Annotated in this window: 14 protein-coding genes; 9 read left to right on the top strand and 5 right to left on the bottom strand. The window is 61.6% G+C overall.

Features of this window, described 5'->3' with window-relative positions:
• Window position 1: 1 nt before the first annotated feature.
• Together BBD46_RS10190 and BBD46_RS22640 are read right to left on the bottom strand one after the other, a co-directional pair.
• Complete coding sequence (locus BBD46_RS10190) at window positions 2-850, bottom strand: DUF7344 domain-containing protein (protein ID WP_071401582.1); 849 nt, start codon at window positions 848-850, stop codon at window positions 2-4.
• A gap of 233 nt (window positions 851-1083) precedes the next feature.
• The gene (locus BBD46_RS22640; protein WP_171908185.1) at window positions 1084-1230 is read right to left on the bottom strand and encodes a hypothetical protein; all 147 of its coding nucleotides are present in this window, start codon (window positions 1228-1230) and stop codon (window positions 1084-1086) included.
• A gap of 195 nt (window positions 1231-1425) precedes the next feature.
• Between BBD46_RS22640 and BBD46_RS10185 the strand changes: the two genes are divergently transcribed.
• The 6 genes from BBD46_RS10185 (at window position 1426) to BBD46_RS10160 (ending at window position 7837) form a co-directional block, all read left to right on the top strand.
• Window positions 1426-2352 carry an alpha/beta hydrolase gene (locus BBD46_RS10185; protein ID WP_071401581.1) on the top strand — a complete coding sequence of 309 codons (927 nt, stop codon included), beginning with the start codon at window positions 1426-1428 and terminating at the stop codon, window positions 2350-2352.
• A gap of 143 nt (window positions 2353-2495) precedes the next feature.
• On the top strand, window positions 2496-3863 hold the full coding sequence (locus tag BBD46_RS10180; RefSeq protein ID WP_071401580.1) for an ABC transporter substrate-binding protein: 1368 nt from the start codon (window positions 2496-2498) through the stop codon (window positions 3861-3863).
• An 8-nt stretch (window positions 3864-3871) separates the two neighbouring features.
• Window positions 3872-4687, top strand: a complete 816-nt coding sequence (locus BBD46_RS10175; RefSeq protein ID WP_071401579.1) for an ABC transporter ATP-binding protein — start codon at window positions 3872-3874, stop codon at window positions 4685-4687.
• A complete protein-coding gene (locus tag BBD46_RS10170; RefSeq protein WP_071401578.1) occupies window positions 4684-5382 on the top strand; it encodes an ABC transporter ATP-binding protein in 699 nt (232 codons plus the stop codon). Before BBD46_RS10175 ends, BBD46_RS10170 begins: the two co-directional genes overlap by 4 nt.
• Before the next feature lie 57 nt (window positions 5383-5439).
• Window positions 5440-6462: a branched-chain amino acid ABC transporter permease gene (locus tag BBD46_RS10165; RefSeq protein WP_071401577.1), complete on the top strand. Its 1023-nt coding sequence runs from the start codon at window positions 5440-5442 to the stop codon at window positions 6460-6462.
• A gap of 124 nt (window positions 6463-6586) precedes the next feature.
• Window positions 6587-7837, top strand: coding sequence for a branched-chain amino acid ABC transporter permease (locus BBD46_RS10160; protein ID WP_071401576.1), 1251 nt, complete (start codon window positions 6587-6589; stop codon window positions 7835-7837).
• A gap of 138 nt (window positions 7838-7975) precedes the next feature.
• Here BBD46_RS10160 and serS read toward each other — a convergent pair whose 3' ends face one another.
• Window positions 7976-9355, bottom strand: coding sequence for a serine--tRNA ligase (gene serS / locus BBD46_RS10155; RefSeq protein WP_071401575.1), 1380 nt, complete (start codon window positions 9353-9355; stop codon window positions 7976-7978).
• A gap of 179 nt (window positions 9356-9534) precedes the next feature.
• On the opposite strand from serS, the gene BBD46_RS10150 reads away from it, so the two are divergent.
• Entirely contained in the window at window positions 9535-10755 is a 1221-nt protein-coding gene (locus BBD46_RS10150) for a potassium channel family protein (protein ID WP_071401574.1), read from the top strand.
• A gap of 25 nt (window positions 10756-10780) precedes the next feature.
• Here the strand turns inward: BBD46_RS10150 and BBD46_RS10145 are convergent, their stop codons facing one another.
• Both BBD46_RS10145 and BBD46_RS10140 read right to left on the bottom strand, forming a co-directional pair.
• Window positions 10781-11365, bottom strand: a complete 585-nt coding sequence (locus tag BBD46_RS10145) for a magnesium transporter (protein WP_071401573.1) — start codon at window positions 11363-11365, stop codon at window positions 10781-10783.
• The gene (locus BBD46_RS10140; protein ID WP_071401572.1) at window positions 11365-11934 is read right to left on the bottom strand and encodes a magnesium transporter; all 570 of its coding nucleotides are present in this window, start codon (window positions 11932-11934) and stop codon (window positions 11365-11367) included. Before BBD46_RS10140 ends, BBD46_RS10145 begins: the two co-directional genes overlap by 1 nt.
• A 201-nt stretch (window positions 11935-12135) precedes the next feature.
• On the opposite strand from BBD46_RS10140, the gene BBD46_RS10135 reads away from it, so the two are divergent.
• On the top strand, window positions 12136-12315 hold the full coding sequence (locus BBD46_RS10135) for a hypothetical protein (protein WP_071401571.1): 180 nt from the start codon (window positions 12136-12138) through the stop codon (window positions 12313-12315).
• A complete protein-coding gene (gene mgtE / locus BBD46_RS10130) occupies window positions 12302-13339 on the top strand; it encodes a magnesium transporter (RefSeq protein WP_071401570.1) in 1038 nt (345 codons plus the stop codon). The genes BBD46_RS10135 and mgtE overlap by 14 nt, the downstream gene beginning before the upstream one ends.
• Window positions 13340-13647 lie beyond the last annotated feature (308 nt).

Raw genomic sequence — 13647 nt, 5'->3', positions numbered from 1 at the left:
GTTACAGTTCAAACGGCAGTTCACCGCTGAAGTGGTCGCTCTGGTAATCCAGATGATCGAGGCGCGGACCGAGTAATTCGCGGACGAGCACGACGAGCGGATTGGTCTTTCCCTCGCCGATCATCGCCGTTTCCGTTTTCGAGCCGGCCGCCATTGGTTTGTCTCGCAGCGAAAGCAACACCTTGTCACGGTCGGCGACGATGAGGCGGCTAATCCGTGGATAGCGAGAGGGCTCGTTCATCCAGTCGAGTTGTGGTTCCCAGATCGTCGTCTCCGGTGCGTGTTCGCGGAAGAACTGTCGAACGTCCGGATTCTGGGTCCCAACACAGAACTCGACACCACGGTCCATCGCCTGCGTTGCGTGTGGAATACAGTCCTCATCGAGGAGATCATCGGTCCGATAGATGATGAAGAGTTCCTCTTCAGCTTTATCAGCCAGTTCCCGACCGTAGTCGTAGACCGCCGCCTCCCCCTCGATCACACCGACATCGGCAGTATCGCCACCGTGTCTGACCCCGAACCGCGAGAGAAACTCATCGATCAGATCGAACGCAACCCAGTCCGGATCGATCGCATCCTCCCTCACCGAGACGACAGTTGTCTCGGGATCGTACTCGAGTATCTCTGCCTCGTCGAGTTGCGGGAGTTGGCCGTGGTGGAGTGCGTATTTCGTTCGCTCACGTTCGTTGTCGTACGCCTCGGTACCGAGGACCGCCGTGTCTTGCTCGACGAGTCGTTCGGCGAGTTCGTCGACGGTGAGCGTCCCCGGTGCGTCGTCGAGGCAGGAGAGGATCGCACGAATCTCTGGATCGGCGATCAGTTGAACGATCTGTTCCTCAGGGAGTTCCATGGGCCGCTTTGGATTGTCGACCAAATAATAGTATCTCCACATTCTGTTTTTTGTTCGGGTATTGTGACTATTGCTGGCCGATATTCATATTGGCATATTGTTTTGAGACGGTGTGTTCTGGCGGTCGACTGTGCGTGAACTCCGTCGGAGTTATCAGAAATCGTCACACTCGTGTGAACGTTCATTAGGCGATCTACGGTGTCTTTTTCGCCGTAATGTGACTGTCTCGGCTCTCAGGCGGTCAGGAGTTTTGCGAAGAAGGGGATCATTGCACAGAACGCGAGGAAAGCGAACCACCACGGTGCGAAGAAGATAATCACAATCGCGAATCCAAGGCCGACAATTGAGGCGATGAGTTTCTGTCTGAAGTCGATGTACATGTTCGGGTTGCACCGTGTTTTCGAGCCGACCAGATTATCTCTTCCGTCCGAGTCGACAGTGGTGTTTTCAGACGCCTGTGGTTGTGAGCACTGTGTGGGTCACGGGGACTGCGAGGGCCGTGAGGGCTGCGAGAGCCGCGACACGTTTACGAGTTAACGTCGGATTTTATTAATAACTCGGACGACCATCGTGCTATGGGATTGACGCAGCACGAAGTGACCGCAGACGACGGAACGGCACTAAATCTCTGGGAGCTATCGGGGGATCGTTCCGACGCTGCCGTCCTGTTCGTACACGGCGCGTTGACGTGCTCCCGCGCGCTGTTCGCTCCACCAGTCGACGGTGACGACTCGTACTCGTGGCTCCATGCGGCGGCCGACGAGCGAACCGCCTTCGCACTCGACGTTCGCGGGTACGGAGATAGTGACCTCCCAGCAGCACTCGAGGAACCACCCGAAGCGAACGGGCCGCCGGTTCGTGCGACTGACGCGGCCCGAGATATCCGGGCGGCGGTCGAGTTCGTGAGCGATCGGTTCGAGACGGTTCACTTCGTAGGGGTCTCCTGGGGGACGATCACGGGCGGAACGTACCTCACCGAAAACGATCACGATCTCGCCTCGGCGACGCTGTGTGCGCCGGTTTACAAACCCGAGTACGAGTTCGAAGTCGGCATGCAAGGGTTCGGACTGGAGACGGATCTGGACGCCTACTTCGTCGAGCGGCGCGAGGAGGTCGAGGAGAGACAGGATCCCGATAACGAAGCGCTGTTCGATGCGGTCTGGAACACGCAGGTCGAATCGAATCAGGGGCTGGCAGACGGTGATGGATACCTCGCCCAGACTGGCGCGCTCGCCGATGTCCGAGCGGGCTGTGAGGGAAATCCGGTGTACGACGCCAGCGAGATTGACTGCCCGACGCTCGTCGTCAGAGGGTCGGTCGACCAGGTCGCCGGTCGTGGCGACGCGCTGGCGCTGTACGACGAACTGTCGCTCCCGAATGATCAGAAGGAGTACGCCGAGATCGGCGGCGGCGACCACTTCGTCATGCACGGAGCGCGCCGCCACGCGCTGTACGACGTGGTCGACGCGTATCAACGCAGACACGAGGACGAAGCGGCCTGAATCACTCGGTTTCCCGCTGGACTGATGTACCGCGAACGCAGCGACATTGTTCGACGGTGAGTCCCTGATTTGCTCCGGAGCCGAGTCGCAGGTTGACATATGAACATGATGTGTTTCGTACTCGTAGTGCCTCATACATTGTTATGGCACGTCACACCACGAGGCGCAGTGTTCTCAAGGGTTCGGGTGCAACGGCTGCGGTCGGAACGACGCTGCTCGCGGGTTGCGTTACCGAAGAGGACAACGGTACCGGCGACCCGGACGAGCAGACGATTCGAATCGGCGCGTTCCAACCGACGTCGGGGGATCTGGAATATTACGGTCAATCAGCGCTACAGGGATTCTACTGCGGACTCGCGTACAAGTACGACGACGTCGAACCGGTCGACACCCTCTCGGCGGGCGAGTACACGGTTGACCCTGCGGACGGGCCGACGTTCGAGATCGTCCTCGAGGATACGGCGTTCGATCCGGACACCGCACGGCGCGTGGCGGAAGACCTCGTCGTCGACGAGGACGTCGACATCTTGTTCGGGGGCACGTCGTCCGACAGCGCACGCCGTGTGATCGACACGATCGTCCCGGAAACTGACATCCCGTACCTCTGTGGACCGGCAGCGGACGGGGATATCACCGTCTCGGACGAGTACTGCCACGAACGCGTGTTCCGCGCGAGCGAGCACACCTCGATGGACGCGCGGTCCGGTGCGAGGTACGTCGCCGAGGAGATGGATATTTCGACGGTACAGCTGTTTGGCTCGGACAACGCGTTCGGTCGCGGCGGCGTGGAGAACTACACGGCCGTCCTCGAACAGTCCGATGACATCGAAATTCTCGAACCGCGCTTTACGGAAGTTGGCTACTCCGAGTTCGAGGGAATGATGGACGAAGCCGTGGACGAAGAGGCCGACGCCGTCGGTGGTGTGTACACGTTTCAGACGCTCCCGCAGTTCATCGGCACGGCGATGGCGTACGACGTACAGATTTTCGGCGGCTTCGCGGAACTGGTCACGACACAGGTGCTGGGCGGGGCGGTCGTGGAGGCGCTCGGCGAGGAGTTCACCGCGGAAGACATCGAGGAATCCGGCTTGGGGCCGTTCACGACGCGATATCACTGGAACCAGTACGACAACCCGGTCAACGACGCGTACATCGACATGAACGTCGAGACCTACGAACAGGTTCCGGACCTCCTCAGTGCGGGTACCTTCACGATCGCCTCCGCGCTGGTGCAGGCGCTGGAGGAGGCCGAGGACGCCAGTTCCGATGCGATCGTCGACGCCCTAACTGGTATGACCGTGACGGACACGCCGAAGGGCGAGAACGGCTATCAGTTCCGCGAGGAGAACAATCAGGCGGCCTCGGAGATGACCGTCGCCTACCCGGTGCCGACGTCCGAGGAGTTCGAAGACACCTGGGACGCTCCGATCATGCCGGGCGACCCGATCGAAACCGTGGCTGCCGACGAGGCGATGGTGCCGGCCGACGAGATGGGTTGTGACCTCAGTTAGAGTCAGCAATGTTACTCTCGACCACCAATTTGACGAAACAGTTCGGTGGGATCACTGCCGTGGACGGCGTCGATTTCACGCTCGAAGACGGGCAACTCTGTTCCGTAATCGGTCCGAACGGGGCCGGCAAAACGACGTTCTTCAATCTGATTACGGGTGAACTCGAGCCCACCTTCGGGACAATCGAGTTCGACTCCTCCGACGCGGGAACCGTCGAGATCACGGACGCCGATCCGGCGACGACCGCCCGGCTTGGACTCCACCGGTCGTACCAGATCACGAATATCTTTCCGACGGTCTCGGTTCTCGAAAACGTCCGAATCGCGGCACAGGCCCACCGTGGCAACGACTCGTGGCGGTTCTGGCGGAACGTCAACAGCTTCGACGAACACTTCGAGGAGGCCCACGCCATTCTGGAGCGAATCGGCCTGGCCAACGACGCCGACATCGCTGCCCAGAACCTGAGCCACGGCGAGAAACGTAGTCTCGAGATCGGAATCGCACTCGCCGGTGACCCTGACGTGCTGTTGCTCGACGAACCGACTGCCGGCGTCTCGAGCGAAGATATCGGTCGGCTCACCGACCTCATCGACGACGTCGCCGCGGATCACGCGATCATGCTGATCGAACACAATATGGACATCGTGATGGACATCAGCGATCGCGTCGTCGTCCTCGACAACGGCGAACTCATCGCGGACGGCGTTCCGTCGGAAATTCGCGAGAGCGATCGGGTCCAGCAGGCGTATCTCGGCGGTTACGGGCAAGACGACGAAAGTGACGAATCCGCCGACGACTCAGAGACGGGGGTGGCGGCCGGATGAGTGTTCTCGAACTCGAGGACGTTCACACCTACTACGGCGAGAGCCACGTGTTACAGGGAGTTTCTCTCGACGTCGAAGAACAAGAGATCGTCGCACTGATCGGGCGTAACGGCGTCGGGAAGACGACGACGCTCCGATCGATCCTCCAGCTAACGCCGCCTCAAGAAGGGACGATCCGTTACAGAGGCGAGGAGATCGTCGGGAAGGACACACACGAAGTTAGTAACGACGGGATCGGCTGGGTTCCCGAGGAGCGGCGGATGTTCGGATATCTGACCGTCGAAGAGAACATTCGGGTTGCAGTCAAACCGGACGACGATTTCGAGGCCCAGCGAGAGTACGTCTACTCGCTGTTCCCTGCGCTCGACGAGTTCAGCGAGAAGGAAGCGAGGAACTTGAGTGGCGGCCAACAGCAGATGCTCGCCATCGCTCGCGGCATGGTCGGACAGAACGAGTTGTTGCTCGTCGACGAGCCGAGTGAGGGGCTGGCACCGATGATCGTCGACCAGGTTGTCGACGCGCTCGAAACGGCCTCGGAAGACACGACGATGATCCTCGTCGAGCAGAACTTCCCCCTCGCGATGGAGCTCGCAGACCGGTTCTACCTCATCGATCACGGGACCGTCGTCGAGTCCGGTTCAACCGAGGGTGTCACGGCTGACGACGAACGAATACGGAGGTATCTCAGCGCATGAGACGGAACGAGCGAGCACAGCGCCGACAGCGAACCTGCTGTTCAGGAGGTCGAGACGATGACGTTTGAACTCGCGACCGAGGTTCCGCTGGTGATCGATACGCTCGAACGGCTGTTCCAGCCGAGTACGATCGCACGGATCATCGTCGAGGGACTCGGCAAGGCGGCCGTCTACTTCGTCCTCGCGGTCGGATTGACGCTCGTCTTCGGTCTGATGGGCGTGCTCAACTTCACCCACGGTGCGATGGCGATGCTCGGTGCGTACATCGGGGGGCTCATCATGGTCCTTTCCGTCTCCGACGGCACGGGCGCACTCGTTCGGATCGCGCTCTTCGTGGTCGTGCTGGCGGTGGTCTTTGCACTGCTCACCGGCTTCGGGAGCGCCTTCGAGTACTCGCTGATCCGTCCGATCTACGATCGGACGCCGATGTACCAGATCCTCCTGACGTTCGGCGTCGCGCTGATCCTCGAGGAGGTGACGCGGATCGTTGTCCTCTCGCAGGGAATTCAGCCCGAACCACCGTGGTCGGGAGCGATGGGGACGGCTCCGGCGGTCTTCACGGAGCGATACGATATCCTCGGTGCACCGATCCGCGGCCTGTACGCGTTCGAAATCGTCCTCGGGATTGTGGCTGTCGTGGGCGTCTGGCTGTTCCTCAACCGGACGCTGTACGGCCTCTATATCCGGGCCGGCAGCGAGGACCCGGAGATGGTCGAGGCGCTCGGCATCGACGTTCGCCAGGCGTTTACGATCGTGTTCGGCCTCGGGACGGGTCTCGCCGGTATCGGCGGCGTATTGCTCATGTGGGACCCGCTGTGGGGGCCAAGCGCCCTGCTCGCCATCGACGTGTTGCTGTACGCGTTCGTCGTGGTCATCATCGGCGGCCTCGGCTCGTTCAAGGGCACGGTCGCGGCGGCAATCCTGGTCGGCATCGCAGACTCGTTCACGACGTGGCTGTTCGCCACCGGGATCGTCACCTTCACCGGGCTCCCGGAACTGACGATATTCGGTTTACTGGTAATCATGCTCATTATCCGTCCACAGGGACTGTACGGCGTCGAGGAGGTGGGGGGCCATTAGCCCGACTGACTCCGGTCGAGACTCCGACCCCGATCACGACCGCAACTGCGACCGCGAGCGAACCGCGGACGGCGGCGTCGAGACCACATCGGACCAGGCCGCCGAGCAGCGCTCGACAACGGCCGTGAGTTCCAGTGACGAACACTGGATCAGGTCGTACGGCCGCGACCAGTTCCCGCACGTGCTGGTCGTGCTCGGATTCGCGCTGTATCCGATACTGCTTGGCGTCCTCAACCGAACGCCGCTCGCGTCGGAAGCCAGCGCGTTCCTTCCGGGGCTCACCTTCATGATCATCGTTCTCTACATGGGACTGTTCGCGATCAGCTTCGACTTTATCAGCGGCTACACCGGCTACCTCTCGTTCGGCCACGCCGCGTTCTACGGAACGGGAGCGTACTTCGTGGTGCTCGCTGCGAACGGACAGGTCCCGGGCGTCCCGGAAGGGACGCCGTTCATGATTACGATGCTCCTCGGTGCGACCCTGGCGTTCGTCGTTGCGCTCGCCATCGGTGCCGTTTCGTTCCGGCTCACAGGCGTCTACTTCGCGATGCTTACGCTCGGCTTCGCGCAGGTGATGTACGAGTTCATCCGCCACTGGGGGTACGTCAGTTCGAACCCGACCGAGGGGGCGACGATTCCGTCCGGCGCCGACATGTCGATCGGCGTTCCGTTCGTCGACTCACTCAACTTCGCCGTCGGCCGACTCTCCGGGGACAGCTTCGAGAACGTCCTCGGAGTGGGAATCGACGTTTCGGCGACGATGACGTCGTACTACGCGCTCGGCATCGTCGTCCTTCTGTCGTACTTCGTGATGCAGCGGATCATCCACTCTCCCTTCGGCAAAGTCATGATCGCGATCCGCGAGAACGAAGAACGCGCCAGAGCGGTCGGCTACAATGTCTTCTGGTACAAGATGGGTGCGTTCGCGACGAGTGCGTTCTTCGCCGCTATCGCCGGTGCACTGTTCGCCGCGTACGCGGGCGGTGCCTCGCCGGACAATTCCTTCTACTTCCTCGTCACGGCGGACGCGCTGATCATGGCGATCATCGGCGGTATCGGAACGCTCGCCGGACCACTGTTCGGCGCACTGTTCCACGAGTGGTTCGAAGACATCCTCTCGACGGAGAGCGACGGACTCTCCACGTACCTTGAGCAGCTCCTGCCGGAGAGCGTCCTCACCGCCGAGGTCGCGGGACTGACGATCAACGACTTCATCGGAACGTTCCTCGACGGCCGCGCCCCGCTGTATCTGGGGATTATCTTCGTGCTGTTCGTGCTGTTCGTCCCCAACGGACTGCTCGGATCGATTCGAGATCGACTCGGCGGGACGGTAAGTAAGCGCCTCCCGGCTACTCTCGAGCGCTACCGGCGGTAAATCGACTCTCTTTTTTTCGCGTGCGTTGATCGATGTATCCGTCACAAATCGTCCGTCGATCGCTATTCCGTCAGAAACCGTTCGTCAACCGTCGTTCCCGCGATAACGTGGTTGTCTTTCCGTATGGTCGACTTTCGGTTACTCCCGTTCGCCCGACCCAAGCGCACTCTCGCCGACCTTCTCGTGGCCCTCGATAACTTCCTGGCCACCCATGTACGGCCGCAGCGCCTCGGGCACCGTGACAGTGCCGTCCTCGTTCTGGTAGTACTCGAGTACCGCCACCATCACGCGCGGCAGCGCGAGTCCGGAAGCGTTCAGCGTGTGCAGGTAGTCGGCCGATTCGTGGCGCTCTGGGCGGTAGCGCAGGCCGGCGCGGCGGGCCTGGAAGTCTTCGAAGTTCGAGGCCGAGGAGACTTCGAGCCAGCGGCCGCCCTCCTCGGGACCGTCGTCCATGTCGTCTGCGGGGGCCCAGATCTCGATGTCGTAGGTTTTGGCCGAGGCGAAGGTGAGGTCGCCGGTACAGAGTTCGAGGATGCGGTAGGGAAGGCCGAGTTGCTGGAGTACCTCCTCGGCTTCCGAGAGTAGTCCCTCGAGGCGGTCGTAGCTGTTCTCGGGTTCGACGAAGTTGACGAGTTCGACCTTGTTGAACTGGTGGACGCGGACGATGCCGCGGGTTTCGGTGCCGTGTTCGCCGGCTTCGCGCCGGAAGTTCGGGGTGTACGCCTGGTGTTTGAGCGGGAGGTCGTCTTTGAGGAGGATGTCGTCGGCGTACATGTTGGTGACCGGCACCTCGGCCGTGGGACAGAGCCAGAGGTCCTCGTCCTCGTAGTCTTCTTCGTTGCTGCCGCCGAGTCGGTAGGCGTCGTCGGCGAACTTCGGTAGCTGACCGGTACCGCGCATCGATTCGCTGGTGACCGGCACCGGCGGGAAGAGGTCCACGTAGTCCTGCTCGCGGTGGACATCGAGCATGAACTGGATCAGCGCGTGCTCTAAGCGTGCGCCGTCGCCCTTGAGGAAGTAAAAGCCCGAACCCGTGGTCTTCGCGCCGCGAGCCTCGTCGATGATGTCGAGATCCTCGCCGAGGTCGTAGTGAGGGACGACCTCGTCGGGAAGGTCACGCCTGTCGTCGAAGCCCCAGCGCCGGTCCTCGACGTTGTCGTCCTCGTCCTCGCCGACCGGGACGCTCTCGTCGGGAAGCTGTGGGATTTCGAGCAGTCGCTCGTCGAGCTCATCGCGGAGGTCGGCGGCCTCGGTTTCGACGTCCTCGATTTCGGCTTTGAGCTCCTTCGATTCCGCGATGGCTTCCTCGCGCTCTTCGTCTTTGCCCTCGGCGACGAGTTCGCCGATCCTGTCGGTAATCTCGTTTCGCTCGTGGCGGAGTTCGTCGCCGCGGGCTTTCAGTTCGCGCCAGCGCTCGTCCGTCTCGAGAAGGTCGTCGAGGTCGATGTCCGCGCCCCGGTTCTCGAGTGCCTCGCGAACGGCGTCGGGCTGTTCGCGAAGCGTCGTTTGATCGATCATTGCCCGTGGGTTCTTTGTGGCCGTCCAAAACCGTATCGGAAGGCGTCGTTGGCTGTGTCTGTCGCCGTGGTCGTTGTCTACCGCCCGTCGGTTGCTGTCCGTCGTCTACTGTCCGCCGTTCGGAACGAACTCGGCCCACGCGGGAAACGTTTTTTTCGACGCGGCGGGTTTGTCGACGTATGGACCCGTTCGAGGGGGAAGCGGCGGTACCGATCGAGTACGAGCCACGGAGCGTCAAGGACGTCCTCGTCGAGATGAAGGACACAGCGGAGCTGCTGATCGACCTCTCGTACTCGGCGGTGCTCCACCGCAACGAGGACCTCGCGCGGGAAGTGCTCCGGCTCGAAGAGCGCATGGACGTACTCGAGTTACAGGCGCGCATGAGCCTCATGCTCGCCGTCCGGAATCCGGACGATGCGGAGCAGCTCGCGCCGGTGCTCGGCATCGTCGCCGCGGCGGGCGATATCAGCGATGCGGCTGGCGACATTGCGAAGATCGTCTTGGAAGAGGTCGGTCTTCCGGAGGCGATGCGCGCGGCGCTGCCCGAGGCGACCGAGACGCTCGTCCGCGGTGTCGTTGCATCCGATTCCGAGTACGCCGGGCGCACGCTGGTCGATATCGACCTTGAGTCCGTGACCGGCGTCCGGGTAATCGCGCTCCGGCGCGGTGACGAGTGGCTGTTGAACCCCGGACCGGAGACGCAGATCGAGCGCGATGACGTCGCGCTGTTGCGCGGTCCCGAACCGGCAGTCGATGGGGTCTACGAGACGCTAACTGGCGAGCCCTACGAGTCACCGGCGATCGACGCGCCGGATATCGAGGATCTGGAGCGAGCGGTCGACACGATCGTCCACATGAAGAACCTCTCGGAGCTCGCGGTCGACCTGGCCTACAGCAGCGTGCTGTTCGACAGCGAGGGGATCGCAGAGGAGGTTCGGAATCTCGAGGTCGAAGTCGACGCGATGGAATCGCGCTTCGAGGCGTGGACTCTTCGGGCCGCCGCGGACGCCGAGGATCCGGTCGTGCTGCGCGGGTTGATCCAGCTCGGGAGCAGCACGGAGGTTATCAGCGACGCGGCAGTCGACATCAGCGAGGGTGTGCTCAGAGATCTGGAGGTACATCCGGTCGTCCAGATGGCAGTCGAGGAGAGCGACGAGATCATTACGCGGGTCGTGGTCGAACCGGAGAGCAGACTCGATGGGGCGACCGTCATCGGCGGTGTGCCGGATACAGAGTCGACGATGTCGATTATCGCGATTCGTCGCCCCGAGGAGGGCTGGTTGCTCGTCGGCGACACCGACACCGAACTCGAGGCGGGCGACGTGTTGATCTCGAAGGGAACGCGGACGGCGGCGGAGGCATTCGACGACCTCTCGCAGGAACAGGAACGGACGCCGTAGCAACGCGCCAAAACGTTATTCCGGATTAAAAGCCGATAACCAGCGCCGAAACGCCGATGAAGATGATCATCCCGAAGACGTCGACGACGTTCGTGACGATCGGAATCGTCGTGTCGTCGGGGTCGATCCCCAGTTTGTAGGAGGCGTACGTCGCCGCGAAACTGAAGACGATCGCGATAACCGCGACGGACAGCCCGCTCGTCAGCGAAATCACGAGCAACATCCACAGCGGCAACGCGCCGCCGATTATCTGTCCGAGCAGCCAGGCACCTACGGCAAGCGCGGTAAAAACAGTCACCGCGAGCGCGAGAATCGCAAGAATGTTCGCCCAGAGCTCCCGGTCTCGGGGATCGAAATCCGTCATCCCCAGGTGGAGCCGGGAGGTAAGCCGCGAACTCAGAATCGCACCGAGGTTCCCGCCCATGTCGACCATCGTCGGCACCATCACCGCGAGCAGCCCGTACTCGGTGAGCATCTCTTCTGCGTCCTCGAGTGTGATCCCCGCTGCGAGGACGATAACCGAGAGGACGATCAACAGCGGGAACATGTTCCTGACGATGCTGTGTGCATCCCACGAGCCGAGCGAGCCCTGTCCCTGCGGGACGACCATCAGACGATCACCTCGACGACGCCGATCGCGAACAGCAAGAAGAGCATCCCGAAGATGTCACCGAGGGTGGTCACGATCGGTCCGACGAGGTTGTCCGGATCGTAGCCGTACTTGTAGCCCGCGAAGATCAGCGCGAGCAGGCCGAAGATGAGCACGACCGAGGTCAGTACGCCGGCGACGAGCATGATCCCGACGAGTTCGTACAGCGCGGCAGACTCCCAGCCGAGCACCTGCAGTGCCAGCCAGCTAACGACGCCGATGACGACCGAAATGCCGATGCCGTTGATGAACGAGGCGATGACGGCGTTGACGAGTCGCTCGTCCCACTCGAATCGCGGTTCGATCAGTCCCTGGTGGAGCCCACTCGAGATGCGCCCGCCGAGTGCGCCGTAGACGTTCCCCCTGGTTGCGAGGAAGACGGGAACCATCACGAGCAAGCCGGGAAAGCGCTCGACGCTCTCGAGCATCCCCTCGAGAACGAGGCCGGCGAACAGGCCGCCCCCGAGCGCGATGAGGAGAATCGGCATCGCCTCACGATAGATCGACCAGACATCGCCGCGAACGCTCATATCAGTTCATCACTCAGTCGTCTGTTAAACGTATCGGGACTGAAAGCACCAACACTGGTGCTGGAAGACGAGACACGTGGTTGGGTTCGCTCGATCCCACTCGGATTTGTTCTCAGTGTCTCCGCCACTGGTGTGTGGCTAAAATACATGGTGTATCTAGAAGGGAAACTGTTTTTGAGAGGTCTAATAATTCTGCACCGTATGCTGGATACCAATCACAGCAGTCGATACGGAACTGAAACTGCGATCGCCGATGCTGCCGTCGCCGACGGTATCGAACGCCGGCGGACACTCGAGGAACTCGTGCTCGACCTGCTCGAAGGCGAGTTTGCAGGTGTCATTCGGTCCCACGTTCGAGGTGAGGTATATGGGGGCTGCTGAGCAACCCACCGAGTTCCACGCGGATCGCGTCTACGACGTAACCGACGAGGAGTACGTCGCCGTCACCCAGGAAACGTTCGTCGGCCCCGCAATCGAAGAGTTCCGTCACTTCGAACCGATCGACGACGAAACGACCGTCTATTATCTCTACGTCACCGACAACTCCGGCCGATTAGTCGGCGTCATGTCCCTCCGGGAACTGCTCAACGCCCCGGAAGACGACGTGGTCGAAGAACACATGCATACCGACCTCGTGACGATCGACGCCGATGCGGATCCCGAGTACGCGGCCGACGAGATGGCTGATCGGGACTTCCCCGCACTGCCGGTCATCGACACCGACGACGTGCTGATCGGCGTCCTCCGTACCGACGACATGCTCGAGGTCGTCGAGGAGGAAGCCACCGAGGACATCATGAAGAGCGCCGGCTTCTCGTTCGCCGACATCGAGAGCTCGCGAAGCTCGGCCATACTCGAGTCCTCGATCCCGAAGATCCTCCGACTGCGACTGCCGTGGCTGATCGTCGCGTTGGCCGGCGGTCTGATGGCCGGCGGCGTCATCGAGCAGTTCGAGGACACGCTCGAAGCCGTCGTGGCGCTCGCCTTCTTCGTCCCGGTGATCATGGACATGGGCGGGAACGTCGGCACGCAGGCGTCGACGATTTTCGTCCGCGGTCTCGCGCTCGGTCACATCGACGATAGAAACGCGATGCGTCACTTCGCTCGCGAGGGGCTGATCGGCCTCCTCATCGGCCTGATCATCGGCGGGATCGGTGCTGGTGCGGCGTACGTCTGGCAGATCAACGAACCGTACGCACTCGAGCTGGCGGCGGTCGTCTTCGTCGGCCTCGTCACGGTCTGTGTGGTCGCGTCGGTCGTCGGCTACGTCATCCCGTGGATCATGAACAAACTCGGCTTCGACCCCGCGGCGGCGTCGGACCCGCTGATCACGACGGTCAAGGACATCACCGCGCTGCTGATCTACTTCGGACTGGCGGCGGTGCTGCTGAGTGAACTGATCTAAAGAGTACAGCGGGAGTTCCACGGGTCATCTGACCCGTGGGTGAATCGCGTACGCCCCTCGTCATAATCTACGGTTTTATTACGCATCAACTCGTTGAATTAGATGGGAACCCACCGTTAACAACCACTCAAAACCCACGCACTGAAACATGGTAAGACGTGGTGAGACTGGTGGTGTCGAGCCATCGTAAAGTGGCTGACCTTCACGGACACGAACGGCGTGTTCGGGTGTTACTGGTTCCACGCGACCGAACGGGAGCGCGAAGGGAATTAAAGATTCGCACGCTTTACCGCCCGATTCTGGGCGTG

Source organism: Natrialba sp. SSL1 (assembly GCF_001861355.1).
Classification (GTDB): Archaea; Halobacteriota; Halobacteria; order Halobacteriales; family Natrialbaceae; genus Natrialba.
The sequence above is the reverse complement of the archived record's forward strand: the minus strand, read 5'-3'. Positions and strand labels throughout refer to the sequence as shown.

Bases quoted from the DNA above. Each gene is read 5' to 3' on its own strand.
- BBD46_RS10140 (WP_071401572.1), bottom strand. From the start codon at position 11,934: ATGAGCGTTCGCGGCGATGTCTGGTCGATCTATCGTGAGGCGATGCCG.
- BBD46_RS10170 (WP_071401578.1), top strand. From the start codon at position 4,684: ATGAGTGTTCTCGAACTCGAGGACGTTCACACCTACTACGGCGAGAGC.
- serS (WP_071401575.1), bottom strand. From the start codon at position 9,355: ATGATCGATCAAACGACGCTTCGCGAACAGCCCGACGCCGTTCGCGAG.
- BBD46_RS10185 (WP_071401581.1), top strand. From the start codon at position 1,426: ATGGGATTGACGCAGCACGAAGTGACCGCAGACGACGGAACGGCACTA.
- BBD46_RS10190 (WP_071401582.1), bottom strand. From the start codon at position 850: ATGGAACTCCCTGAGGAACAGATCGTTCAACTGATCGCCGATCCAGAG.
- mgtE (WP_071401570.1), top strand. From the start codon at position 12,302: ATGGGGGCTGCTGAGCAACCCACCGAGTTCCACGCGGATCGCGTCTAC.
- BBD46_RS10150 (WP_071401574.1), top strand. From the start codon at position 9,535: ATGGACCCGTTCGAGGGGGAAGCGGCGGTACCGATCGAGTACGAGCCA.
- BBD46_RS22640 (WP_171908185.1), bottom strand. From the start codon at position 1,230: ATGTACATCGACTTCAGACAGAAACTCATCGCCTCAATTGTCGGCCTT.
- BBD46_RS10180 (WP_071401580.1), top strand. From the start codon at position 2,496: ATGGCACGTCACACCACGAGGCGCAGTGTTCTCAAGGGTTCGGGTGCA.
- BBD46_RS10135 (WP_071401571.1), top strand. From the start codon at position 12,136: ATGCTGGATACCAATCACAGCAGTCGATACGGAACTGAAACTGCGATC.
- BBD46_RS10175 (WP_071401579.1), top strand. From the start codon at position 3,872: ATGTTACTCTCGACCACCAATTTGACGAAACAGTTCGGTGGGATCACT.
- BBD46_RS10165 (WP_071401577.1), top strand. From the start codon at position 5,440: ATGACGTTTGAACTCGCGACCGAGGTTCCGCTGGTGATCGATACGCTC.
- BBD46_RS10145 (WP_071401573.1), bottom strand. From the start codon at position 11,365: ATGGTCGTCCCGCAGGGACAGGGCTCGCTCGGCTCGTGGGATGCACAC.